Here is a 23113-nt window from a genome sequence, read left to right on the forward strand (position 1 = left end):
TGTCACCAGGGTCCGCGCCCGAAGGCGCGTCGCTCGTTCAGAAAAGCTCGTCGTCTTTCTTCTGGCCGTTGCCCGGGCGGGTATAGACGGTGCCCAGGATCTTGCCCATTTCGGTATCCGCGTCGAGGCAGGTGTTGCAGCCGTCGCCTTCGCTCTTCCAGACCTCGACATGCACTTCGAAACCCATGCCGCGATACGCTTCGGCGATCTCGGACAGACGCGGCTCGCCGATCGTCGTCAGGCGCTTCCAGCCCTGGCGCACCAGGCGCTCTTCGACATCCTCTTCAGGAGTGGTCGAGCCGGCCAGCTTGATCGGGATCAGCTTCTTCGTGCTCATTGCGGTCTCGCCTGTCGTCGTCTTCATCTCGCGTACCTCACCAGGAGTGCTTGATCGCGCCCGGGGTGCAGGCCGCCGTACAGGGCAGCGACGTGTAGCCGCCGGCCGGCTTGCATTCGGCGCAGTCGTACGCCAGCGCGCGGGTCTTTTCCTTCTTCACCCAGGCGACTTCATCGTCGTAGTCGTCGGTGATGATTTCGAACATCTCCTTCGGACAGGCCGTCAGGCAGCCGCGGTCGGAGCATTCGATGCACTTGTCCGTGTTGATGCTGATGTAGTACTCGCCGGAACCATCCTTGTAGCCGTAGTTCGCGATCATGTCGTTCTCCCGAAAAATGTTTCGCCGCCTACCGGCCGCCCGGAGCCCCAGGAAATCCCTGGGGCAGGTCCGGGTCGGCCGCCGGTGGTTCGGCCTGTTCTACTTACGCGGCCTTGGCCTGCTTCTGCATCAGCGTGTAGCCGAAGAGCGCTGCACCCAGCGCGCCGGCGATCTGGCTGTCGATCTTCGTATCGACCGCCTTGATGCCGAGGATGCGCTCGATACGCTTGACGACGCCCGGGTTCTTCGCGATGCCGCCGGTGATGAAGAAGCCTTCTTCGACACCGATCCGCTCGAGCAGGCTCACCACGCGCTCGGCCATCGCCTGGCAGTACGCGGCGATAACCATGTTCTTCGTGTAGCCGGCCTTGAGCAGGCCCAGCGCTTCCGACTTCGCGAACACGACGCAGATCGACGACACGGCTTCCGGCTCGACTTCGACATCGAACGAGCGCGGGCCGAGTTCGGCGATGGGAATCTGCATCAGGTCGGAGATGACTTCCATGCCGCGCCCGGTACCGGCCGCGCACTTGTCGTTCATCAGGAAGTTAGTGACCTTGCCCTTGTCGTCGCAATGGATGGCCTTGCAGTCCTGGCCGCCCATGTCGAGAATCGTGCGCACGGCGTTGCCGCCCATGTAGTTCGCGCCGCGGGCGTGACACGCGATCTCGGTGATCGCCTTGTGGGCGAAGGGCACGTTCACCCGGCCGTAGCCGGTGCCGACGACATAGTTGATGTCCTCGAGCTTCATGCCGATCTTGTCCATGATGCCCTGCAGCGCGTTCCTCGCGGAGTCCGGCGAGTTGTTGCCGGTGCGCATGCTGTTGTAACCGTAGAGCTCGCCGTCACAGACCAGCACCGCTTGCGACGACACCGAACCGACGTCGATACCGCAGGTGATGATCTTGGAATCACGCCAGTCCTTGTTCTCGTCCCAGACCGTGTTTTCCTGCCAGCGCCAGAATTCCTTCTTCTCGGGGGCGGTAGCCGCAGCAACTTCTGCATTCATTTGATCGCTCCTTTATCCGTGTCTATCGCGTGGGTTCAGTGCAGGCGCTCGGCCGCAATCAGCGCGCATCCGAGAGCACTGACGTACTCGGGCAGTTCGGGCAGCGTGACCTGATCGACATCCATCGCGTTCTTCAGCGACTGGACGAAACCGGGGTTGTGGGCCATGCCGCCGATCAGCACGACGTTGCCCTCGATGCCGACCCGCCGCACCATCGCGCAGACCCGGCTCGCCACCGCATCCAGCACCGCCTTCGCGATGTCTTCCTTCGGCGTCGAGGAGTGGATCAGCGACACCACTTCCGATTCCGCGAACACGGTGCATTGCGCGTTCATCGGGATGCTCTTGTCCGACTTCAGGCTCGCCTCGCCGAATTCCTTCAGCGTGAGCTGCAGCGCGCGGCTCATCGCCTCGGCGAACGAACCGGCCCCGGCGGCGCACTTCTCGTTACCGGCGAAGTCGATCGCCTTGCCATCCGGATCGGTCTTGATGCCGCGGCCTTCCTCGGCACCGACATCGACGATCGTGCGGGCTTGCGGAAACATGAACACCGCACCCTTCGCGCCGGCCGTCATCTCGGTGACGCCTTCGGTCGCGAAGCCGACCTGGTTGCGCCCGGCGCCGGTCGCGAAGACCGACTTCACCTGGTCACGCGTCACACCGGCCGCGGCCAGCGCGTCGGCGAAAGCCTTGTCGGCCGCCTGGTCGGCGTCGAGGTCGCCCGGCATCATCAGATGCGCCTTCTTGACCGCGAAGGTCGGCTTGCCTTCCACGTTGATTTCTTCGAGCAGCACCACTTTGACGCTGCGGGAGCCCATGTCGATTCCAGCGGTAATCATCCTCATCTCCTCCTAGATTCTCGGTTATCCATCAGGCGGCTTGGCGGCGCAGCCCGAGCTGCTCCATGAACGCATCGACGCGAGCCTGGGTACGTACTTCGTCGAATTCGCGCTCGTCGCCCATGTTTCCTTCGAAGGTCATGACCGGCACGCCGGCCTTGGCGATCGCCAGGCGGTTTTCCATGATGCCGAGCGACAAGCCTTCGCAACCGCGGTTCAGGTGCAGCATCACGCCATCGACACCCCACTCCTTGATGATGCGAAGCATCATTTCGGACTTCAGCTGCGGGTTGTAGAAGTGCTGCCACTGCGGCTTCGAGAGGTTCCAGTCGGCGTACAGGCGGATCGCCGTGTCGCGGTCGTTGATCTCGATGCCCTTGTTCCACGGCAGCGTGCGACCACCCCACGAACCATCCGGCTTGTCTTCCCAGATGCCTTCGAGCGCGAAGGTGTAGAGCGAGCCGATCGACACCGCACCGTAGGTCTCGAGGTAGCGGAAGATCTTCAGGAAGGACCAGGGCGGCTGCGTGTCCGACATCATGCGCACGGCCTCGTTGGGCACCGCAGCGATACCGCGGGCGACACGATCCTTCACTTCCTCGTACAGCTCGTCCATGAAGTCCGCGCACCACTGCGACGACTTCGACAGCGTGCAGAGCACGTACAGCGAGTACATCGTCTTCTCGTCGAGCGGAGCCGGCTTCGCCTTGTTCAGCGCGCAGATGTCGGCCCAGCGGGACGTCGAACGCATTTCGTTCTTGACGGCCCTGATGAAGAGCTCGTCGTCGAACTTGCGGCCGGTCGACTTCTCGAGGAACTCGACGCCGTCGTGCAGCTGACCCGCGACATAGTCGAGGCGGGCATCGGTCATGTCCTTGTACGGACCGACGCCGACATCGACGTAGAACTGCGGAATCTGCTCTTCCTTCGCGACGTGCTGGTACCACTTCGAGTGCGAGCAGCAGATCTGCGTCTGGAACACGAAGTCGGCCTTCGGGAACTCGCCGCCGAACGCGTACTTGTTCAGGTGCATGCCACCCCAGTAGATCCGCATGTAGGAGCACAGGTCACGGGCGAAACCGTAGGCTTCCGCGGCGTCCATGCATTCCTTGGCGAACTTGCGGTCGTGCGACACCGCCGCCGCGTACGGCTCGCCGGTCAGCGAATAAACGTCGTTGCCGAGGCCAGCGGGCAGCGCGTCGAGCGCCCACGCGGAACCGGACCAGCGCAGACCGCCCTTCTCCTTCGCCCGCGCGTAGTTCATGTAGTACTGCTCGCGCAGTTCCTTTGCCTTGCCCCAGAGCTTCAGCGGCTCGGTCGGGTACTTGTTTGCCATTGCGTTCATCGTTCTCTCTCCGCAGTCAGTTCAGAACAGCTCTTCTTCGCCCAGCGTCTCGAGGAATGCCTCGATGCGGATGCGGAAGGGGCCGATCGGGTTCGTGATGTCGAATTCCAGGAACAGCGTCGGGATACCGTTTTCTTCCAGATGACGCTTCAGATCCGGGTAATCGCCCTCGTGCGGATCGCAGAATTTCTGCTGCAGGAAGATCGCGCCCTGGACGTTGAAGTCCTTCGCCATGCCGAGAACGTGGTCGTAGCGGGTATGGGTCGGGTAATCCTTCGTCGGACAGGCGGGACGGTCGCAGTAGCGGTCGGCGATCGCCTTGATCACGTCGCTCTCGGGCTTCGAGGCGTTCCAGAAGTAGCGGCTGCCCGAGCACTGGTCATCGGCCACGATCGTCGCGCCAACCGACTCGACCATCGACATGAACGCGATGTCGTCGTTTTCCGAACCGATCGTCATGAAGCGCACGCCCTGCTGACGGGTCACCTGACGCGACGGCAGCGCCGCGAGAACCTTCTTCAGCTGTTCGTTGTGCTCGCGCTTGTCGGTGAATTGCGCGGTCAGCGACGCGTACAGCGCCTCGACACCGGTGACCTTCGGGTTGTCTTCCTTGCGGTACTCGTACAGTTCGCGCAGCAGACGGCGGTTCTCATCGACCACGGCGAGCGACTCGCGCAGCATGTCGTCGGTGATCGCCTTGCCGGTAAGCGCCTCGAGGAAAGTACGGAACGACTTCAGCTCTTCGTAGTGCGCCTTGCGGGCGTGCTGCGACTGCACCTCGTTGGGCATCGGCACGTAGTAGTCCCACTTCACCGTCGGCACATGCAGACGCCACGAACCGAAGGTCTGGCGGTACTGGATGCACGACTGGGTGAGCGTCACGCCTTCGGCGTAGTCGAAGCGGCCGAGCAAGCCCTGCGCGAGGGAATCGCGGCAGAACGGGCAGAACATGCCGAAAATGTGCGGCTCGGTCACGTTCTGCGGCTCGTGGGCGCCGAGCACCCGAACCGGCAGCATGCCGGCGGCGATCAACAACTCTTCCGCCGTGTAGGTACACATCGTCGCCACCACTTGACCGCCGGTCCGCGCCTTCCAGTCCCGTGCGTAATCGTGGCGCTTCTCGTACCAGGTCTTGAACTGGTCGAACAAACCATCGCTCATCGAACTATCTCCTCTGATGTGTCCGCTGTTTGCGGTTGCCTGCATTATCTTGCCGTCGCTGCAGTATGTTTCCGTTCCTGCATGATTACGCATCTTACGCATCGGAATGCATCGGCAGTTGACCTACGTCAAACGCAGCGTATTTAGAGATGCACTCCCGTGCATTTTCTAAACGGTTAACAGCAGAGGGATTGGGTGAAAACCGGTAGCACATGCATTTTGATGCATCGCAACATGAACGAAGAGACAACGGAGGAAAGACCAGGCGCCGCGAGCGCGAAGGCGAAACGCCCATCATCAAAGGGAATTGCCGAAAACCGATGCGTCCGAATCAAGGCGTGCGGGAAATGGAAAGCCCGGGGACGATGCCGGGGCTTGGTCGGCCGGTCGCCTGGATGGCGGGGGAAAGGGAGTACCGGGGAACGGCCTCGGAGTCGAGGCCGGAATGATTAACCGGGCAACCGAATACCGGTCGCGCGGTACCGGAGAACGGCTGCAGTCAGCCGCGGAGCACTTCGAGCATTTCGGCGAAGCTCTCGTCGACCGTCTTTCCTGACGTATCGACGATCGCGTCCGCGCGGTCGTACATCGCGATCCGCCCGGCGAGGATGCGCTTCAGGTCGTCCATCGCCTCGCGGCTGTCCTTGATTGGCCGATAGTCTCCCTGCGCGACGACACGGGACATGTGCTCTTCGGGCGAAGCCTTGAGCCAGATCGTGAAGCACGACGACAACAGCAGGTCGAAGGTCGCCGATTCGGAGACGATGCTGCCGCCCGGAACGATCACGAAGCGCGGGTTGTTTTCGACGATCGCCTCGAGGCTGCGCCGCTCGTAGCGGCGATATGCCGCCTGTCCGTACAGCGAGAAAATCTCGGACAGTTCGGCACCCGCGTCCTGCTCGATCCTCTTCGCCAGCTCGATGAACGGAACGCCCAGATGCTCGGAAAGCATCGTGCCGAGGGTCGTCTTGCCGGCCCCGCGCAGGCCGATCAGCGCGATCCGCTGGCGGCGCGACGCCTCGCCCGCCGACGCGACTTCGGCTTCGAGCAGTTGCCGGGCGCGCGTCAACGCCGTCGGCGGCAATCGGTTCAGGTATTGGATGAGTTGCGCGAGTTCGGCCGGTTGCTCGGCCTCCTCGCGAACCAGATCGACGATCGGCAGTCCGAGTCCGTGGGCGATCTGGCGCAGCAATATGATGGAGATGTTTCCGTGTCCCGTTTCGAGTTGTGCGAGATAACGTTCGGACACGCCGGATTGCCGGGCGAGAATCTTGCGGGTCATGCCGCGACGCGCCCGGAGTTCGCGAATGCGTTCGCCGAGCATCATCAAGTAGCCGTTTTCTTCGACGGAGAGATCGGGTCGTTGTAGTCTGCCGTCGGTGTTTGCCGTGCTCATCGGTGCGTTCTCCGGGAACGTCGTTAAGTCATGCACTATAGTGCACAATCGCATGCGGAAATGCAATAACTCCGTTAGGGGCGAACGATTCGGTACGTGACTTGCTCATATGCCGGTATTGCGGCACACCTGGAGCGAAGGCAACATTCCGCCCCGTGCATATCGCTTGGATGCGACGTAGATCGCGGCGCTTATGTGCCTTTAATAATATGAGAGGAGGGACATACAAGAAATGAAGCGGCATTCCGAAAACGAAACCCAGCTCGCGAACCTGCGTTATCACACCCAGGGGCCCGACCAGTTGTACATTCCGATCCCGTTCCTGTTCGTCACCGAACGCATGCGGGACGAGATCCTTGTCGAGCGCGAAGTCGTCATCGCGCTTGCGCCGCAATCGACGAAGACCCGTCAGCTCGAATTGCTGGCGAAGTACGACCCGCGCGTGAGCGCAGACGCGTTCCAGTCGGTCCTGCACCTGTTCGAAGTCGAGCCGAAAGCCTGACTTCCGCTCGGGACTCCCGCAGTCCCGCCCCCCCGCTCCCATGCACGCCGTCCGACGCCATCGTCCTGGTGCACGGGCTCTGGATGCATGGGATCGTCTTTTTCCGGCAACGCCAGGCACTCGCTCGCCGCGGCTTCGCGGTGCGCACCTTTTCCTACCCGTCGGTGCGCCAGGGACTCGCGGCGAACACGGCCGCGCTCGACCGCTTCGTCACATCACTCGACGCTCCCCGCATCCACCTCGTCGGCCACAGCCTCGGCGGGCTACTGGTGCTGAACGCGCTCTCGCAGCACCGTGACCCGCGACTCGGTCGAGCGGTGCTGATGGGTGCGCCTTGCTGCGGATCGCACTGCGCAAGGACGCTCGCGCGGAGCTTGGGACTGTCCGCGATCGTCGGACGTTCGATGCTCGACTGGGCCTCGCAGGACATCCCGCATATTCCCGAGGACTTCGAGGTCGGCGTAATCTCAGGCGACCGCAGCGTGGGCACCGGGCGCTTCCTTCCGGGCTTGCCCCGCCCGAACGACGGGATCGTCGCGGTCGAAGAGACGCGCTTGGCGCAGGCGACCGACAGCGTCACCTTGCACGTCGCCCATTCCGAAATGCTGTTCTCGACCGCCTGCATCGACCAGATCGTCGCCTTCCTCGGCAGCGGCCACTTTCTTCACGGAACTGCCGCGCGCGCGGCCGATGCGGCAGCGGACGCAGCACGGCGCCGCTAGCATCCGCCCTCCTCCATTGTTCGACTCCGGCGCGTTTTCCGTCACGAAGCCACCGGCGGCGGTGGCGGATTCCGTGATACCCGGTGTGCTCACGCACAGTCGAAGTCGGCCAGCGCAGCGGGCTCCGGTATTACTTCGACTCCGTGCTCGACGGTCTGTGGCACGTTCAAAGAAAGCTGACCGGGTTCGCCGAAAGAAGATGACCCTTGCCGAGGCGGCTGCCACGGCGCCGGATCGATGTGCCGGTTCAGGTAGTCGCTTGCCGCGAGGCTGAAGAGCAGCACGAGCATGAACAGCGCCACGCAGGCGACGAGCCGTACCAGGCCGCCGGCGTCCCGCAGGTGCATGAAGAAGACCGCGACGAGCAGCACTTTCGCGGCCGCGATCACGAGATTCACGACGCTGTTCCACGCACCGAGCGGCAGCCACGCGCTGCCCGTCGTCGCCGCGAGGAGGAGCATCAGCCCGATCCACACCCGCAGCGCCCGTCGATAGGGGCGGTGCTTTCGCGCGCTCATCCGCTGCGCCCCAGGAGGTACAGGAGCGGAAACAGAAAGATCCACAACGCATCGACGAAATGCCAGTAAAGGCCGACGAGCCCGAGTTGCCCGGGTCCCCAGCGCGGCTTCGCCCCTGCTCCCGCGACGGCGAATGCCGCAACGACGGTGATGCCGATCACGAGGTGCAGCGCGTGCACGCCGGTCATCGCGAAATAGAGCAGGAAGAACAACCGGCCGCCGGTGACGAGAACGGAAGCGTCGCCGGGGAAGAGCCCCGCCTGCCACTCGTGATGGTATTCGACGCCTTTCACGACGAGAAACACGACGCCGAGGGCGGCCGTGGCACCCAGCAGGCGCACCGCGATGCGTCGCGCGCCGAGCTGCGCGGCCTCGACCGCGGCCGCCATCAACGCGCTGCTCGTCAACAGGAGCGCCGTGTTCGCGGCCCCCAGAACCACGTCGGTCTCGCGGCTCGCCGCCGCGAAGGCGTCGGGAAACTGCAGGCGACCGTACCAGTAGCCGAAGAAGAGCGGGCCGAAGAACATCAGCTCGGTCGCGAGAAAGACCCACATCCCGAGCGTCCCGGCCTGCGCACGCTGCTCCGGCGCCGCGAGCGTGTCGAGCGGGCGGGCCGCGCTCACGGCCTCGCCTCATCGCCGGTCAGCCAATAGTCGTAGGGTTCACGCACCGCGAGCGGCTCGGAGTCGAAGTTGTCTTTGGGCGGCGGCGACGCAGTCTGCCATTCCAGCCCGCTCGCCTGCCACGGGTTGCGTTCCGCGCGCGCGCCGTAGAACAGGGACCACGCGAGGTAGACAAGCGGCAGCAGATAGCCGACCGCGAGGATCGACGCGCCCGCCGACGACAGTGCGTTCAGCAGCTCGAACTCCTCCGGGTACGCGTGGTAGCGCCTCGGCATGCCCTGCGCGCCGACCAGGTATTGCGGAAAGAACGTCAGGTTGAAACCGAAGAAGATCAACACCGCCGCCGCCCGCCCCCACATCTCCGGGTACATCCGCCCGCTGATCTTCGGCCACCAGAAATGGACGCCGCCGAGGTAGGCCATCACCGAGCCGCCGACCATGATGTAGTGGAAATGCGCGACGACGAAGTAGGTGTCGGTGAGGTGCACGTCGAGCGCGAGCGACGCGAGGTAGAGTCCGGTCACTCCGCCGATCGTGAAGAGCCCGACGAAGCCGAGCGCGTAGAGCATCGGCGCCGACAGCGTGATCGAGCCCTTGTAGAGGGTCGCGGTCCAGTTGAACACCTTGATCGCAGACGGGATCGCGACCAGAAAGCTCAGCAGCGAAAAGGCGAGGCTCGCATAAACGGCCTGCCCGCTGACGAACATGTGATGGCCCCAGACGAGGAAGCCGATCACCGCGATGCCGAGGATCGCGTAGGCCATGAAGCGGTAGCCGAAGATCCGCCTGCGCGCGAAGCAGGGGATGATCTCGCTCGCGACCCCCATCGCCGGCAGGACCATGATGTAGACCGCCGGGTGCGAGTAGAACCAGAACAGGTGCTGGAACAGCAGCGGGTCGCCGCCGAGCGCGGGATCGAAGATCCCGACCTGGAAGATCCGCTCGATCGCGAGCAGCACGAGCGTCATCGCGAGCACCGGCGTCGCCAGCACGAGGATCAGGCTCGTCGCATAGTTCGCCCAGACGAAGAGCGGCAGACGGAACCACGTCAACCCCGGCGCGCGCATCGTGTGCACGGTGACGATGAAATTGAGGCCGGTGAGAATCGACGAGAACCCGACGACGAACACGCCGGCGAGCGTCAGGACGACATGCGAGTTCGAGAACAGCGTCGAATAAGGCGTGTAGAACGTCCAGCCGGTGTCGACGCCGCCGAGCACGAGGGCCGTGATGATCATCAGCCCGCCGCCAACGTAGAGGTACCAGCTCGCGAGGTTCAGGCGCGGAAACGCGAGGTCGCGCGCGCCGATCATCATCGGCATCAGGAAATTCCCGAGCGCCGACGGGATCGACGGAATCAGGAACAGCCAGACCATGATGACGCCATGCGCGGTGAACAGCCGGTTGTAGGTGTCGGCGCTGACGAGTTCGTCCGGTGCGGTCGCCAGTTCGAGCCGGATGATCGTCGCCGCCGCCCCGCCGATGAAGAAGAACGCCGTGATCGCGGCAAAGTAGAGCAGCGCGATGCGCTTGTGGTCCGACGTCGTGAGCCACGAGCCGAGGCTGTAGCCTTCTTCGAGGTAGCTGGCGGCCATCGTCGGACGCCTATCTGCCGGTGGAACGGATGTATTCGACGATGGCCATCAAATCCTCCTCCGACATCTGTCCTGCGAACGAAGGCATGATCGCGTCGAAACCGGCGACGACGTCCTTGCGCGGCAGCAAGATCGAGTCCCGGATATAGGCTTCGTCGGCAATGAGGCTGCGCCCGTCGGAGAACTGCACCGGACGCCCGAGGAGCCCTTCGAGCGCCGGCGCGTGCACGGTCGAGCCGGCCGCGTGGCAGCCGCTGCAACCGTAGCGGCGGAACAGCTCGAATCCCCGCGCGGCGAGGCCGGCGACCGGACTTCCTTCCTCGAGCCACCTGGCGAACTGCGCCGGCTCCATCGCGACCACGCGCCCGCCCATCATCGCGTGGTCCGAGCCGCAGTATTCGGCGCAGAAGAGGCGGTATTCGCCGGCGCGCGTCGCGGTGAACCACAGGGTCGTGTAGCGGCCCGGGACGAGGTCCTGCTTGATGCGGAAAGCCGGCACGAAGAAGCTGTGGATCGCGTCCTGGGACGTCATGATCAGCCGCACCGGACGGCCGACCGGCACATGCAGCTCGTCGATTTCGCGCTTGCCGTTCGAATGCTCGAGCTTCCACATCCACTGCTTTGCGACGACGAAGACCGGCATCGCGTCGGGCGGCGGACGGTAGATCCGCACGTACTCCGCGGCCGCCCACGCGAACAGCGCGAGGAAGATGACGAGCGGCGTGACGACCCACGCATATGGAAAGCCGGCGCTGCGCGCGAGCCTGGCGGTCGCGTCTCCTTGGCCCGTGAGGAAAATCGCATTCACGCCGTCGAGCACCGGCCGGTACGCCGCGGCGATAGGCCGAGGCCGGAAGGCCGGCGTGAGCGAGGCCTTCGAGCACGCCATCGAGCAGCGTGCTGCACAGGTTCGGGCAATCGAAATAACCGAACACGACGGCGACGGGGACGTGCCCGAAGTAGGCGCCGAAGGCCACCGCCTCGCCCGACTCGTCGCGCAGCGCGAGCTGCATCGGAAGCGAACCGCCGATCCGCTGCTCGAACTCGAAGTCGGCCGGCACCATGCCGGCGGCCGCGCCGCCGCAGAGAAGGATCGCGACGAGGAAAACCGCGCGCATCATCGCGGGCCTTCCCGCTCCGTGCGCTCGCTCGCGGCCGCTTCCCCGCCGGCGAGGAGGTCGATCGCGACCTCGATCGGAATCCGCGCGAAACCGGCCTCGCGGTCGGCCCAGCCGTAGCCGTGCAGCAGCCGATCCTTCTCCGCGACGAAGGTCGCGCGCTCTTCCAGGGGCGCTGGAAGCAGTTGCGGAGCGTCCGACCGGAAGCTCTGCGGTGTCGAAGCGCTCGTGGCGACGGGTACCTGCCACCACTGCAGCAGACCCCGGACCGCTCCCGTGACGAGCGCAAGCACGACGAGCAGCGCCGCGGCGACCGCGACGATGCGCCGCGCATCGACGTCGCTCGCCTCGACCGCGCCCCGCGCGTCGCCCGGCTGCGGCTCACGCATGCTTCAGATCTCCGCTCGCGGGCGGCAAAACGCGTACGCGCATCAGCCCGGAGCAAACCGACGCCAGCCCGATGGTCGCGAACGGCAACAACCAGAGGACATGCGCCGTCGTGAAGCGATCGGCGACCGAAGGCAGGATCAGCCAGCAGACCTCGAGCAGGTATCCCGCGAGCAAGCCGACGGCGACCGCCGCGAGACCGCGCGACGAGTCCTTGACCCGGCGGAACAGCAGGAGCAGCAGCGGCAGCGCGCGAACTGCAGCAGCACGACGAGTGCGCCGAGAGCGGGCCAGCCGCCGCCGCGGCGCACGATGTACCAGACGATTTCGTGCGGCAGGTTCTCGGACCAGATGATCAGGAACTGCGAGAACGCGAGATAGCCCCACGTCAGCACGTAGGCCAGCAGCAGGTTGCCGAGATCCCTTTTCGTGCCCGCATCGACGCCGCCGAGGCGGGCGGCCGCCGCCGAGCCGAGCGCCAACCCCGCGAGCATCTGCCCGACGCCGACGACCAGTCCGAAGATGCTCGAATACCAGAGGGGCATCAGCGACATGATCCAGTCGACCGCCGCAATGCTGACCGTGAAGCCGTAGAGGATCAGCGCCACCGCGGCGAATCCGCGCGAACGCACGAACCGGGGGCTGCGACTCGCCCAGGCGAGGCCGTTCCAGACGAGCAGGACGACGACCGCGCGCAGCACGAACGGCACCGGCTGCAGCCACGCGAACTTGAACGCGAGCGCCGACCGCTCGCCGGTCCATTCCCAATCGCTACCCGCCCATGGATACAGCGCGGCAACGCCCGCGAGGACCGGCCCGACCAGCACGACGAGCGCCGGCAGCGTCCGTCCGAGCTGAAGCAGCGGCGCCCGGATCGGCTCGCCCCACGCGCCGCCAGTAAGGGTATGGATCCACACGTTCGCGAGCGCGCCGAGCACGACGCCGGTGCAGAAGCACCAGGCGACGAGCCACGCCGCGACAAAGGCGACACGGTCGAGCCACCAGCCCGGCACGCAGGCGAGCAGCAACACCGCGCCGACGATCGCGAGGCGCGGGCGCGGAAAGGCGGGCGCGCGGGTCACGGCCGGCCCTCCGCCGTTGCCTGTTCGAGGTGCTCGCGAGCTCCGGGCGGAAGCGCCGCGACCGGCGCATGCTGGCTCAGTTGCAGCGCACGGATGTAGGCGACGATCGCCCAGCGGTCGGACGGCGCGACCCGGTCCGCGTACGACGCCATCACGCCGTAACCCTCGGACATGACGTCGTAAAAGTGTCGGTCGGGCGCGCGGCGCAGCCGCTCGTCGTGGTAGGACGGCGGATGCGGAAAGCCGCGCCGCGCGACCAGCCCGTCGCCGTCGCCCAGCGGGCTGTGACAGGGGGCGCAGTAGATCTCGAAGCGTTCGCGTCCGCGCTGAAGCGTCTGCCGCGTCACCGGGTACCGGATCGTCGTCGCCGCCTCCGCCGCGGCATCCTGTGCAACCTGTTCGCTGCCATGTCAGCCGCTGCTCGGCCCGGCGAACGGCCCTTCGGAAAACGGTTCCGTCCCCTCGGGCGGCGTCCGCGCCGACGCACCATCGGCGAAGAGCGTGCTCGCCGCGAAGGGTTTGTACCGCGGCTGGTCGTACATGTTCTGCATGACTTTCTCGCAGCCCGCACCGAGCAGACACAGCGCAGCGGAAAGAAGTCCGATCGCCCTCATGCCGGCACCTCCCACATCTTCATCGCACCGCAGCGCGCGAGGAGCGCACGCGCGGACTCCAAATCGAGGCCGCCGCGCCGCGAGCGCAGGCACGCGAAGAAGCGGTTGCGGGTCGCGAGGTCGAACTCGTGAATCTCGAACAGCGGGTGATGCAGCCGCGGCAGCCCGTTGGCGACCAGCATGCCGATCACCGCGGCGACGGCAGCGCCGAGGATCGTCAGCGCGACGGTTGCCGGCAGGAACGCCGGCCAACTGTCGAGCGGGCGGCCGCCGATGTTGACCGGATACGAAACGACCGCGGAATACCACTGCATGAAGTAGCCGCCCGCGCCTCCGGCGAGCCCGCCGACGAAGATGATCAGCGGCATCCGGTTGCCGACGAAGCCGACTGCCTCGCCGAGCCCTTCGACCGGGAACGGCGAATACGCCTCGACCGTGTAGCCGTCCGCGCGAGCGGAACGGGCGGCCGCGAGCAATTCCTCGACGGTCCGAAATTCCGCGAGCACGCCGTACAGTCCGGGGCTCACCGCCCGCCCTCCGTCGCGCTTTCGTCCACGAGCAGCCGCATCTCGGCGATCGAGATCGCCGGCAGCAGGCGCAGGAACACGAGGAAGAGCCACACGAAGAACGCGATGGATCCGAACAGGAACACCCAGTCCCAGAACGTCGGATAGAACATCCCCCACGCGGAGGGCATGAAGTCGCGGTGCAGGCTCGACACGACGATGAGGAAACGTTCCATCCACATGCCGACATTGACGAGGAGGCTGATGACGAAGAGCGCGGGCACGCTCCGGCGCACGCGCCGCCACCACAGCAGCTGCGGCAGCGCGACGTTGCACGCGAGCATCGACCAATAGACGGGCGCATACGCCCCGCTCCACCGCTCGATCGTGATCGACACATCGAATTCGTCCGCGCTGTAGAACCCGGTGAAGATTTCGGCCGCATAGCTGTAGAGCACGATCCAGCTCGTCACGAGGACTACCTTCGCCGCATCGTCGAGATGCCGCGCGGTGATGAAGTCCTGCAGGCCGAACACGCGACGCAGCGGAATCGCGAGCGTCAGAACCATCGCGAAGCCCGAGAAGAGCGCGCCCGCGACGAAGTACGGAGGGAAGATCGTCGAGTGATAGCCGGGCGTGTTGCCGACGGCGAAGTCGAGCGAGACGACCGAATGCACGAGCACGACGAGCGGCGTCGCGAGCCCCGCGAGCAACAGGTAGGCATGCTCGTAGCGGGCCCAGTGGCGCGCTTCGCCGCGCCAGCCCAGGGCGACGAGGCCGTACGCGTAGCGCTTGAAGCGCGTCGTCGCGCGGTCACGGAGCGTCGCGAGGTCCGGAAGGAGCCCGACGTACCAGAACAGCAGCGACACCGTCAGGTAAGTCGCGATCGCGAAGAAGTCCCAGACTAGCGGGCTGCGCCACTGCGGCCACAGCTCCATCACATTCGGGTAGGGCATGAGCCAGTAGAAGAACCACGGTCGCCCGAGATGGAGGATCGGGAACAGCCCCGCGATGCCCGCCGCGAACAGCGTCATGCTTTCGGCGAAGCGGTTGATCGACGTGCGCCAGCGCTGGCGCAGCAGGTAGAGCACGGCCGAAATGAAGGTGCCCGCGTGGCCGATGCCGATCCACCAGACGAAGTTCCCGATCGCAAAGCCCCACGCGACGGGAATATTGACGCCCCAGATGCCGACCCCGACGGCGAAGAGATAGGCGCTCGCGGAGAAGAACACGAGCGTCCCGCCGAGCGTGGTCAGAAACAGGAGCCACCACCGCCACCCGGCACGCCGGGTCAGCACGAGGTCGGCGATCTTGTCGCTGATGCTCGCGTATCGCCATCCGGCGGCAAGCACGCCGATGTCGCGCGAGACGGGAGGACGCGTGCCGACGACCATCCTAGCCGCCGTCGCTGTCGAGAGCCGGATCCGGGTTGTCGACCCGGGCGAGATAGGTCGTTCGCGGTCGCGTATTGAGCTCGCCGAGCAGCGCATAGTCGAGCGGCGAAGCCTTCGCGCGGCTCACCCGGCTTTCCCGGTCGACGAGATCGCCGAACACGATCGCGCGTGTCGGGCAGACCGCCTCGCAGGCGGTGACGACCTCACCATCGGCGATGCGCCGGCCCTCCTTCTCCGCGGCGATCCCCGCGCGCCTGATGCGCTGCAGGCAGTAGTTGCACTTCTCCATGACGCCGCGCCGGCGCACCGTGACTTCGGGGTTGCGGCCAGCCTTGAGCGACTCTTCGTCGGTATTCGCGTACTGCAGAAAATTGAAGCGGCGCACCTTGTACGGGCAGTTATTCGAGCAATAGCGCGTGCCGATGCAGCGGTTGTACACCTGCACGTTCAGCCCTTCGGAGTCGTGCACCGTCGCGCCGACCGGGCACACCACTTCGCACGGCGCGTTCTCGCAGTGCATGCATGGCACCGGCAGGAAGGCCGTCCGCCCTGCCTCGGTGCGGTAGCGGTCCACGCGGATCCAGTGCATCTCGCGCCCCTTCGCGACCTCCTCGCGGCCGACGGTCGGGATGTTGTTCTCGGCCTGGCATGCGACCGTGCAAGCGCCGCAACCGATGCAGGCGTCGAGATCGATCGACATTGCCCACGCGTAGTCCGGATACGCGTACGACGGATAGAGGGAATCGCGCGCCGGCGGCTCGGTTTCGGGCAACGCCGACATGCCGCGCGCATCGGGCGTCACCCTCCGCGTGAGCGGGCGCCCAGCCATCGAGTCAACGAGCTGCGTGCAGGCGAACGCGTGCGTCGCCCCGGTCGCGTGGAGCGTCGTCGTAACGACGCTGCGGGCCGGCGGCTTCAACAGAAAAGCGTTGAAGCCGACGCCGTCGCCGACCCGCCCGGCCGCCCACCGCCCGTAACCCAGCGGGAGCCCGACCGTCTGTTCGGCCTGGCCCGGCTGCAGCCATACGGGCGCTCGCAGGGTCCGCCCCGCGACCGAGAGCTCGACGACGTCTCCGTTCTCGATCCCGAGCGCACGAGCGGTCCCCGGCGCGAGCAGCGCGGCGTTGTCCCACGTCAGCTTCGTCAGCGGACGCGGCCACTCCTGCAGCCACGCGTTATTCGCGAAGGCGCCATCGCCGACCGCCGGGTCCGGCGCGAAGATCGCCGTCAGCGGACCGTCACGCTCGTCGCCCAGACCGGGCGGCTTCGGCCGCGACGGTGCCGGGAGTCGCAGCGCCGGCGCCTCCGAGCCGACGAGCCGTCCCGCCCGCAGCCACTGTTGCCACGCGTCCGCTGCCGGCTCGCGCGCAGTTCCGGCACCTTCGAGCGCGCTGCGCACCGCGTCGTAGTCCGACATCCGTCCTGGCGCGCCGAGCATCGCGAGGATTGCACGCGCCGAGCATCGCGAGGATTTCACGCGCCGAGCGCGCCCCGTACAGCGGCCGAATGACCGGCTGGATGACGCTCGCAGTGCCATCGAACGCGCGCGCGTCGCCCCAGTGCTCGAACTCGTGCGCGAGCGGAAGATGCCAGCCGCAGCGACGCGCGGTCTCGTCGCGGTAGAGCCCGGCATGGATCGCACGGGGAACCTTCGACAACGCGGCGCCGAAGTCGAGGTCGGCCGGCGCGTCATAGACCGGGTTCGTCCCGAGAATCAGCAGAGCGTCGACGCGTCCCGCGTGCATGTCGTCGCAGAGTTCGGCGAGCGAGTCGGCGTGCCGGCCGGGCTCGAACTCGACGGGCGCGATGTACTCGACCGTCCGACCCGCGTTGCCGAGCAATTCGTTGAGGGCATGGACAAGCGCCCGGGTCTCGGCCGAAAGCGACGGCCCGGTGACGAGCAGGCTCTCGCCGCGATGCGCAACGAGCGCCTGCGCAAGCGCGGCTTCCCAGCCGGATGTCCCGGCGTCTGGCGCGATGTCGGCGCCTTCCCCGAGACCGAGCCGCGCGGCGAGCCGCCACACGAGCCGTTCGAGCCGCGCGGGAGACAGCGCGAGCCGTTCGTCGGCGTTCGCACCGGTCAGGGACAGGAGCGTTTCGACGACGTAGAGCCGGGCGCGACGCGTCGGATCGCGGCGTGCGGCGGCGAAATCGCCCGCGTAAGCGACCGCAGCCGGCCCATCCCCGAGAACGTCGGCGGCAAAGCTCACGACGACACGCGCCCGATCGAGGTGCAGCAGCGCCTCCACCGGTCGACCGAACGCAAGATGCGCAGCATCGAATGCACCGTCGTCATGCAGCGGATCGTGTCGATGCCAGCGCGCCCCCGGATAGCGCTGCGCAATCCGTTGCCATTCGGCCATCCACGTGACCGAGGTCGTCGTGCCGGTCAGCACGCGCAGACGCTCCCCGCCGTCGGCGGACGCCGCACTCGCCGAATCGAGGAGGAAGGCTTCGACGTCCCGCCAGGACACCACCTCGTCGCCGCACCACGGCGCCTGCGAGCGGTCGGGATCCCAGAACTGGAGGACGGACGCCTGCGCGAAGACATCCGTCGCGCCCCGGCTCGCGGGGTGGCCCGGGTTGCCTTCGACTTTCGTCGGACGGCCCATGTTGCTCTCGACGAGGACTCCGTAACCGTAACCCCGGCGCACGAGGGTCGTCGCGTAGAAGCTCGGCTGTCCCGGCAACACGTGCTCCGGCATCGCGACGTAGGGCAGGATGCTTTCGGCGGGCGGCCCGGAACACCCGCTGCCGGCGAGCGCCAACGACGCGCCCATCAGGTGCAGGAAGCGGCGGCGATCCGGGTCGGCGGGCGTCGCGAAATACAAACGCGGCGCGCTGCGGATCGGAATGAAGGGCCGCTTACCGCGCATCATCGATGGCAGGTCGAGCAGTCGGTGAGCCGGCGCGTCGATCGGAGGTTCAGTGCTTGCGCCAGCGCACGCTGCTCGCCGTCATCGAGGCGGCTGTGCTCGGCACTCGAAAAAACCTCGCTCGCCAGATGCAAGTGCTTCTCGGGCGCGCGATGGCAAGCGAGGCACCATTGCATGTCGAGCGACGCCTTGCGCCAGGTCAGCGGCATGCGGTCGACCGGCCCGTGGCACTCGCCGCATGACACTTGCTTGCGCACGTGGATGCTGTAATCGAAATAGACGAAGTCGGGCAGATCGTGAATCCGCTGCCACGCGATCGGACGGCCAGCCGCGAGGCTCTCGCGCAGCGGTGCGAGCAGCGGTGCGTCGCTGAAGAACTGCGAATGGCACGTCATGCAGATGCGCGTCGAGGGCATGCCGGCCGTCGCGGACGTTTCGACCGTCGTATGACAATAACGACAGTCGATGCCGTCGTCGCCCGCGTGATGTTTGTGGCTGAAAGGAATCGGCTGCCGCACCGCGGCTGCGACGGCATTGGGCATGGAAGCCTCCCAGCGGAAGAGCGCCGCGACGACGAATGTCAGGACGAGAAGAGCGGTCAGAACAAGCTTCAGCAGCAGGACCGCTTGCCGCGAAAAGACCTGCGCCATGCGGACCTCTTGCCGCCAGGGCAGAACAAAGACGCAAAGAGCAAACCCAATGCCTACCGTCAGCCGCGGCCGCGCGGCCGGGAAGTGGCCGCGTTCGGTATTCCTTTCAAGGTCGCTGCCGGTTACAGAGCGCCTCAATGTGCCCGCAAGCGAGTCGGCCGGCGCTTCCCCGCCGACGCAGTTCGTACTCGACCGGGGCCGCGGCCCGGCCCGGCCCGGCCCGGCCCTGCAAGGAGACGCTCCTCCGAGTCTCCGGCGAGCGAGCCTTCGCTCCGCGATTCGCCGCAGCGCCTCCTGTCGCACCAACACTTCGACCGCGCAGAAAACAAAAACCCCGGCATTTGCCGGGGTTCGATAGTGCTTTCGGGCCGTCGGGTACCGGAGAGAAACCCGGCATCACTCCCACTCGATCGTCGCAGGCGGCTTGCCCGAGATGTCGTAGACGACGCGGTTGATGCCGCGCACTTCGTTGATGATCCGGTTCGACACCTTGCCGAGCAGGCTGTGCGGCAGTTCGGCCCAGTGCGCCGTCATGAAGTCCTGCGTCTCGACCGCACGCAGCGCGACGACATACTCGTAGGTGCGGCCGTCACCCATCACGCCGACGCTCTTCACCGGCAGGAACACCGCGAAGGCCTGACTCGTCTTGTCGTACCAGTCGGCGGCGCGCAGTTCGTCGATGAAGATCGCATCGGCGCGGCGCAGGAGATCGGCGAATTCCTGCTTCACTTCGCCGAGGATGCGCACGCCGAGCCCCGGGCCGGGGAACGGGTGGCGATAGACCATCTCGTGCGGCAGACCGAGCGCGATGCCGAGTTCGCGGACCTCGTCCTTGAAGAGCTCGCGCAGCGGCTCGAGCAGCTTCAGGTTCAGCGTCTCAGGCAAGCCGCCGACGTTGTGGTGGCTCTTGATCGTGTGCGCCTTGCCGGTCTTCGAGCCGGCCGATTCGATCACGTCCGGGTAGATCGTGCCCTGCGCGAGCCACTTCGCGTTCGGCAGCTTCTGCGCCTCGGCCTGGAAGACCTCGACGAACTCGCGGCCGATGATCTTGCGCTTCGCTTCCGGGTCGGACACACCCTTGAGGTGACCCATGAACTGCGCCGTTGCATCCACGTGGATGACTTTCACGCCGAGGTTGCGCGCGAAGGTCTGCATCACCTGCTCGGCCTCGTTGAGCCGCAGCAGACCGTTGTCGACGAAGACGCAGGTGAGCCGCTCGCCGATCGCGCGATGCAGCAGTGCCGCGACCACCGACGAATCGACGCCGCCCGACAGCCCGAGGATGACTTCCTCGCCGCCGACCTGCGCGCGGACTTTCGCGATCGCCTCCTCGACGTAGTCGGGCATGTTCCAGTCGTGACCGCAGGCGCAGATCTCATGCACGAAACGCGCGAGCATGTCCCGGCCCTTGATCGTGTGCGTGACTTCCGGATGGAACTGCACCGCGTAGAACTTGCGGACCTCGTCGGCCATCGCGGCGACCGGGCACGACTCGGTGCTCGCGATGATCTTGAAGCCCGGCGGCAGGTCGGTCACCTTGTCGCCGTGACTCATCCATACGTCGAGCAGCCCGTGGCCGGCGTCGTTCGTTCGGTCCTCGATGCCGCGGAAGAGTTCGGAATGCCCGCGCGCACGGATCTCGGCATAGCCGAACTCGCGCTTGCCCGAGCTTTCGACCTTGCCACCGAGTTGCTGCGCCATCGTCTGCATGCCGTAGCAAATGCCGAGCACCGGCACGCCGAGTTCGAACACGCTTTGCGGCGCATGCCAGCCGACCGCCTCATAGACGGAGTTCGGCCCGCCGGAGAGGATCACGCCGGCCGGCGCGAACTCGCGGACGAAGGCCTCAGAGACGTCGAACGGGTGGATCTCGCAATACACCTGCTGTTCGCGTACTCGCCGCGCAATCAGTTGAGTGACCTGGGAGCCGAAATCGAGGATGAGGATTTTTTGGTGTGCCATGGCGCTACCGGAAATGAGAAGGGCGGCCGAAGCCGCCCCGAATGAAACGGCGAGGGATCAATCGACGTGGTAGTTCGGCGCTTCCTTCGTGATCTGCACGTCGTGGACATGCGACTCGCGTACGCCGGCGGCCGTGATCTCGACGAACTGCGCGCGTTCGTGCATCGCGGGAATGCTTTCGCAGCCGAGATAACCCATCGACGCGCGCAGGCCGCCGATCAGTTGATGGATCACCGCGGTGACCGGTCCCTTGTACGGCACGCGCCCTTCGATGCCTTCGGGCACGAGCTTGTCGGCGTTGCCGTCGGATTCCTGGAAGTAGCGGTCGGCCGCGCCCTGCTGCATCGCGCCGAGCGAGCCCATCCCGCGGTAAGCCTTGTACGAGCGGCCCTGGTACAGCACCGTTTCGCCGGGCGCTTCCTCGGTGCCGGCAAAGAGGCCGCCGAGCATCACGACGTTCGCGCCGCTCGCGATCGCCTTCGAGATGTCGCCCGAGAAGCGGATGCCGCCGTCGGCGATCAGCGGCACACCCGTGCCCGCGAGCGCCGTCGCGACGTTGTCGATCGCGGTGACCTGGGGCACGCCGACGCCGGCGATGATCCGCGTCGTGCAAATCGAGCCGGGGCCGATGCCGACCTTGACCGCGTCGACGCCGCAATCGACGAGTGCCCTCGCGGCGTCACCGGTCGCGATGTTGCCGCCGACGACTTCGACATAGGGAAAGTTCTTTTTGACCCAGCGCACCCGATCGAGCACACCCTGGGAATGACCGTGAGCCGTGTCGACGACAATGACATCCGCGCCGGCCTCGACGAGCGCCTCGGCCCGCTCCTCGGTACCGGCACCGACACCGACCGCGGCACCGACACGCAGGCGGCCGAGATCGTCCTTGGCGGCGAGCGGATGCTCGGTCGACTTCATCATGTCCTTGACGGTGATGAGGCCGAGCAGCTCGGCCGCGTCATTGAGGACCAGCACGCGCTCGAGGCGGTGCTTGTGCATCAGCCGTCGCGCTTCCTCGAGGCTGTCGCCCTCCTTCACCGTGACGAGCCGCTCGAACGGCGTCATGATTGCCGAGACCGGCTGGTCGAGATTCGTTTCGAAGCGCACGTCGCGGTTCGTCACGATACCGACGACACGCTTGCCCTCGACGACCGGCAGGCCGGAAAACTTGTGCAGCCGCGTCAGCGCCATCACGTCGCGCACGCTCATCGTCGGCGGAATCGTGATCGGGTCCTTCAGCACGCCGGATTCGAAGCGCTTGACCTTCGCGACCATCGCGGCCTGCTGCTTCACCGCGAGATTCTTGTGAATGATGCCTATGCCACCTTCCTGGGCGAGCGCGATCGCGAGACGCGATTCGGTCACCGTATCCATGGCGGCGGAGACGAGGGGAATGTTGATCCGGATGTTCCGCGTCAGTTGCGCCTGAAGGCTGACATCGCGCGGCAGGACTGTCGAGTGGGCGGGAACGAGAAGGACGTCGTCGAACGTCAGCGCCTTCTGAATCACTCGCATGGCTTCTATCCTTTCGACCAAATCCGTATTATACAGATCGCGCCCGCGCGTGGTAAGCGGCGCTTTCGACGGAGTTCCCGATGCGTCGCATCAATCTGCTTGTCATCAGTTTGTTCCTCGCAGCCCCGGCATTCGCCGAAATCTATCAATGGCGCGACGCGCAGGGGCAGGTCCATTATTCGGACACTCCGCCAGTCGGCACGAACGCCAGACCGCTGCGTGAGGCGCAGAGGCCTGCGAACCCGCGACAGAGCGTGGAGACCGCAGGGGACGACGCGGCGCAAGCGGCGGACAAGGCGGGGCAGCCCGCAAAGGACGAAGCCGGTGCGTCACCCGAAGCTGCCAAACCGGGAGCCGACTCGAAGAAACCGAAGACGCTCGCCGAAAAGGAAGTCGAATTCCGTCAGCGCCGAGCCGAAGCGGCCGAGGCCAGCGCGAAGGCGGAAACCGAACGTCAGCAGGCGGCAGCACGGCAGCGGGACTGCGAACGCGCGCGCAATCAGCTCGCCGGACTCGAATCGGGACAACGCATGGCGCGCTTCAACAGCTCGGGGGAACGCGTGGTCCTCGACGACGCGGCCCGCGCGGAGGAGATCGCGCGAGCCCGCAGCTTCGTCGCATCGACCTGCAAGTAACACGC

At 66.0% G+C, this 23113-nt stretch carries 25 protein-coding genes; 3 read left to right on the top strand and 22 right to left on the bottom strand.

Annotated elements, in window-relative coordinates; genetic code table 11:
* Positions 1–37: 37 nt before the first annotated feature.
* The 7 genes from ROZ37_RS02330 to ROZ37_RS02360 all read right to left on the bottom strand — a co-directional run bounded on the left by ROZ37_RS02330 (position 38) and on the right by ROZ37_RS02360 (position 6406).
* Positions 38–337 carry a hypothetical protein gene (locus tag ROZ37_RS02330; RefSeq protein WP_312657173.1) on the bottom strand — a complete coding sequence of 100 codons (300 nt, stop codon included), beginning with the start codon at positions 335–337 and terminating at the stop codon, positions 38–40.
* 37 nt (positions 338–374) lie between these two features.
* Positions 375–656, bottom strand: a complete 282-nt coding sequence (locus tag ROZ37_RS02335) for a ferredoxin (protein ID WP_312657174.1) — start codon at positions 654–656, stop codon at positions 375–377.
* Positions 657–759: 103 nt separating this feature from the next.
* On the bottom strand, positions 760–1665 hold the full coding sequence (gene bzdQ / locus ROZ37_RS02340; protein ID WP_312657175.1) for a benzoyl-CoA reductase, bzd-type, subunit Q: 906 nt from the start codon (positions 1663–1665) through the stop codon (positions 760–762).
* Between the two features lie 35 nt (positions 1666–1700).
* The gene (locus tag ROZ37_RS02345) at positions 1701–2504 is read right to left on the bottom strand and encodes an acyl-CoA dehydratase activase (protein WP_312657176.1); all 804 of its coding nucleotides are present in this window, start codon (positions 2502–2504) and stop codon (positions 1701–1703) included.
* Positions 2505–2535: 31 nt separating this feature from the next.
* On the bottom strand, positions 2536–3849 hold the full coding sequence (gene bzdO / locus ROZ37_RS02350; protein WP_312657177.1) for a benzoyl-CoA reductase, bzd-type, subunit O: 1314 nt from the start codon (positions 3847–3849) through the stop codon (positions 2536–2538).
* A gap of 21 nt (positions 3850–3870) precedes the next feature.
* Complete coding sequence (gene bzdN / locus ROZ37_RS02355) at positions 3871–5010, bottom strand: benzoyl-CoA reductase, bzd-type, subunit N (protein WP_312657178.1); 1140 nt, start codon at positions 5008–5010, stop codon at positions 3871–3873.
* 499 nt (positions 5011–5509) lie between these two features.
* Positions 5510–6406, bottom strand: coding sequence for a helix-turn-helix transcriptional regulator (locus tag ROZ37_RS02360; protein ID WP_312657180.1), 897 nt, complete (start codon positions 6404–6406; stop codon positions 5510–5512).
* A 232-nt stretch (positions 6407–6638) separates the two neighbouring features.
* Between ROZ37_RS02360 and ROZ37_RS02365 the strand changes: the two genes are divergently transcribed.
* The gene (locus ROZ37_RS02365) at positions 6639–6908 is read left to right on the top strand and encodes a hypothetical protein (RefSeq protein ID WP_312657182.1); all 270 of its coding nucleotides are present in this window, start codon (positions 6639–6641) and stop codon (positions 6906–6908) included.
* A 68-nt stretch (positions 6909–6976) separates the two neighbouring features.
* Entirely contained in the window at positions 6977–7630 is a 654-nt protein-coding gene (locus tag ROZ37_RS02370; RefSeq protein ID WP_312657184.1) for an alpha/beta fold hydrolase, read from the top strand.
* 89 nt (positions 7631–7719) lie between these two features.
* On the opposite strand, the gene ROZ37_RS02375 is transcribed toward ROZ37_RS02370, so the two are convergent.
* From ROZ37_RS02375 to guaB, 15 genes are all read right to left on the bottom strand, one after another.
* Complete coding sequence (locus ROZ37_RS02375) at positions 7720–8148, bottom strand: cytochrome C oxidase subunit IV family protein (protein WP_312657186.1); 429 nt, start codon at positions 8146–8148, stop codon at positions 7720–7722.
* The gene (locus ROZ37_RS02380) at positions 8145–8771 is read right to left on the bottom strand and encodes a cytochrome c oxidase subunit 3 (RefSeq protein ID WP_312657188.1); all 627 of its coding nucleotides are present in this window, start codon (positions 8769–8771) and stop codon (positions 8145–8147) included. Before ROZ37_RS02380 ends, ROZ37_RS02375 begins: the two co-directional genes overlap by 4 nt.
* Complete coding sequence (gene ctaD, locus ROZ37_RS02385; RefSeq protein ID WP_312657189.1) at positions 8768–10366, bottom strand: cytochrome c oxidase subunit I; 1599 nt, start codon at positions 10364–10366, stop codon at positions 8768–8770. The genes ROZ37_RS02380 and ctaD overlap by 4 nt, the downstream gene beginning before the upstream one ends.
* A 10-nt stretch (positions 10367–10376) precedes the next feature.
* On the bottom strand, positions 10377–11255 hold the full coding sequence (gene coxB, locus ROZ37_RS02390) for a cytochrome c oxidase subunit II (protein WP_312657190.1): 879 nt from the start codon (positions 11253–11255) through the stop codon (positions 10377–10379).
* 228 nt (positions 11256–11483) lie between these two features.
* Entirely contained in the window at positions 11484–11873 is a 390-nt protein-coding gene (locus ROZ37_RS02395; RefSeq protein WP_312657191.1) for a hypothetical protein, read from the bottom strand.
* A gap of 138 nt (positions 11874–12011) precedes the next feature.
* The gene (locus ROZ37_RS02400) at positions 12012–12953 is read right to left on the bottom strand and encodes a hypothetical protein (RefSeq protein ID WP_312657192.1); all 942 of its coding nucleotides are present in this window, start codon (positions 12951–12953) and stop codon (positions 12012–12014) included.
* Positions 12950–13300 (bottom strand): cytochrome c, encoded by a 351-nt coding sequence (locus tag ROZ37_RS02405; RefSeq protein ID WP_312657193.1) that lies wholly within the window; start codon positions 13298–13300, stop codon positions 12950–12952. The genes ROZ37_RS02400 and ROZ37_RS02405 overlap by 4 nt, the downstream gene beginning before the upstream one ends.
* 63 nt (positions 13301–13363) lie before the next feature.
* On the bottom strand, positions 13364–13567 hold the full coding sequence (locus ROZ37_RS02410; protein ID WP_312657194.1) for a hypothetical protein: 204 nt from the start codon (positions 13565–13567) through the stop codon (positions 13364–13366).
* Positions 13564–14094, bottom strand: a complete 531-nt coding sequence (locus ROZ37_RS02415) for a DUF3341 domain-containing protein (RefSeq protein ID WP_312657195.1) — start codon at positions 14092–14094, stop codon at positions 13564–13566. Before ROZ37_RS02415 ends, ROZ37_RS02410 begins: the two co-directional genes overlap by 4 nt.
* On the bottom strand, positions 14091–15467 hold the full coding sequence (gene nrfD / locus ROZ37_RS02420) for an NrfD/PsrC family molybdoenzyme membrane anchor subunit (RefSeq protein ID WP_312657196.1): 1377 nt from the start codon (positions 15465–15467) through the stop codon (positions 14091–14093). The genes ROZ37_RS02415 and nrfD overlap by 4 nt, the downstream gene beginning before the upstream one ends.
* Before the next feature lies 1 nt (position 15468).
* Positions 15469–16296 carry a 4Fe-4S dicluster domain-containing protein gene (locus tag ROZ37_RS02425; protein ID WP_312657493.1) on the bottom strand — a complete coding sequence of 276 codons (828 nt, stop codon included), beginning with the start codon at positions 16294–16296 and terminating at the stop codon, positions 15469–15471.
* 409 nt (positions 16297–16705) lie between these two features.
* Entirely contained in the window at positions 16706–18346 is a 1641-nt protein-coding gene (locus ROZ37_RS02430) for a hypothetical protein (protein ID WP_312657198.1), read from the bottom strand.
* Positions 18343–18993, bottom strand: coding sequence for a cytochrome c3 family protein (locus ROZ37_RS02435; RefSeq protein WP_312657200.1), 651 nt, complete (start codon positions 18991–18993; stop codon positions 18343–18345). The genes ROZ37_RS02430 and ROZ37_RS02435 overlap by 4 nt, the downstream gene beginning before the upstream one ends.
* A 396-nt stretch (positions 18994–19389) precedes the next feature.
* Positions 19390–20955, bottom strand: coding sequence for a glutamine-hydrolyzing GMP synthase (gene guaA / locus ROZ37_RS02440; protein ID WP_312657201.1), 1566 nt, complete (start codon positions 20953–20955; stop codon positions 19390–19392).
* A gap of 57 nt (positions 20956–21012) precedes the next feature.
* The gene (gene guaB / locus ROZ37_RS02445) at positions 21013–22473 is read right to left on the bottom strand and encodes an IMP dehydrogenase (RefSeq protein ID WP_312657202.1); all 1461 of its coding nucleotides are present in this window, start codon (positions 22471–22473) and stop codon (positions 21013–21015) included.
* A gap of 80 nt (positions 22474–22553) precedes the next feature.
* Between guaB and ROZ37_RS02450 the strand changes: the two genes are divergently transcribed.
* Positions 22554–23108, top strand: a complete 555-nt coding sequence (locus ROZ37_RS02450; protein ID WP_312657204.1) for a DUF4124 domain-containing protein — start codon at positions 22554–22556, stop codon at positions 23106–23108.
* The last annotated feature ends 5 nt before the right edge of the window (positions 23109–23113 follow it).

The sequence above is a fragment of the Aromatoleum sp. genome (assembly GCF_032027225.1).
Lineage (GTDB): Bacteria > Pseudomonadota > Gammaproteobacteria > Burkholderiales > Rhodocyclaceae > Aromatoleum.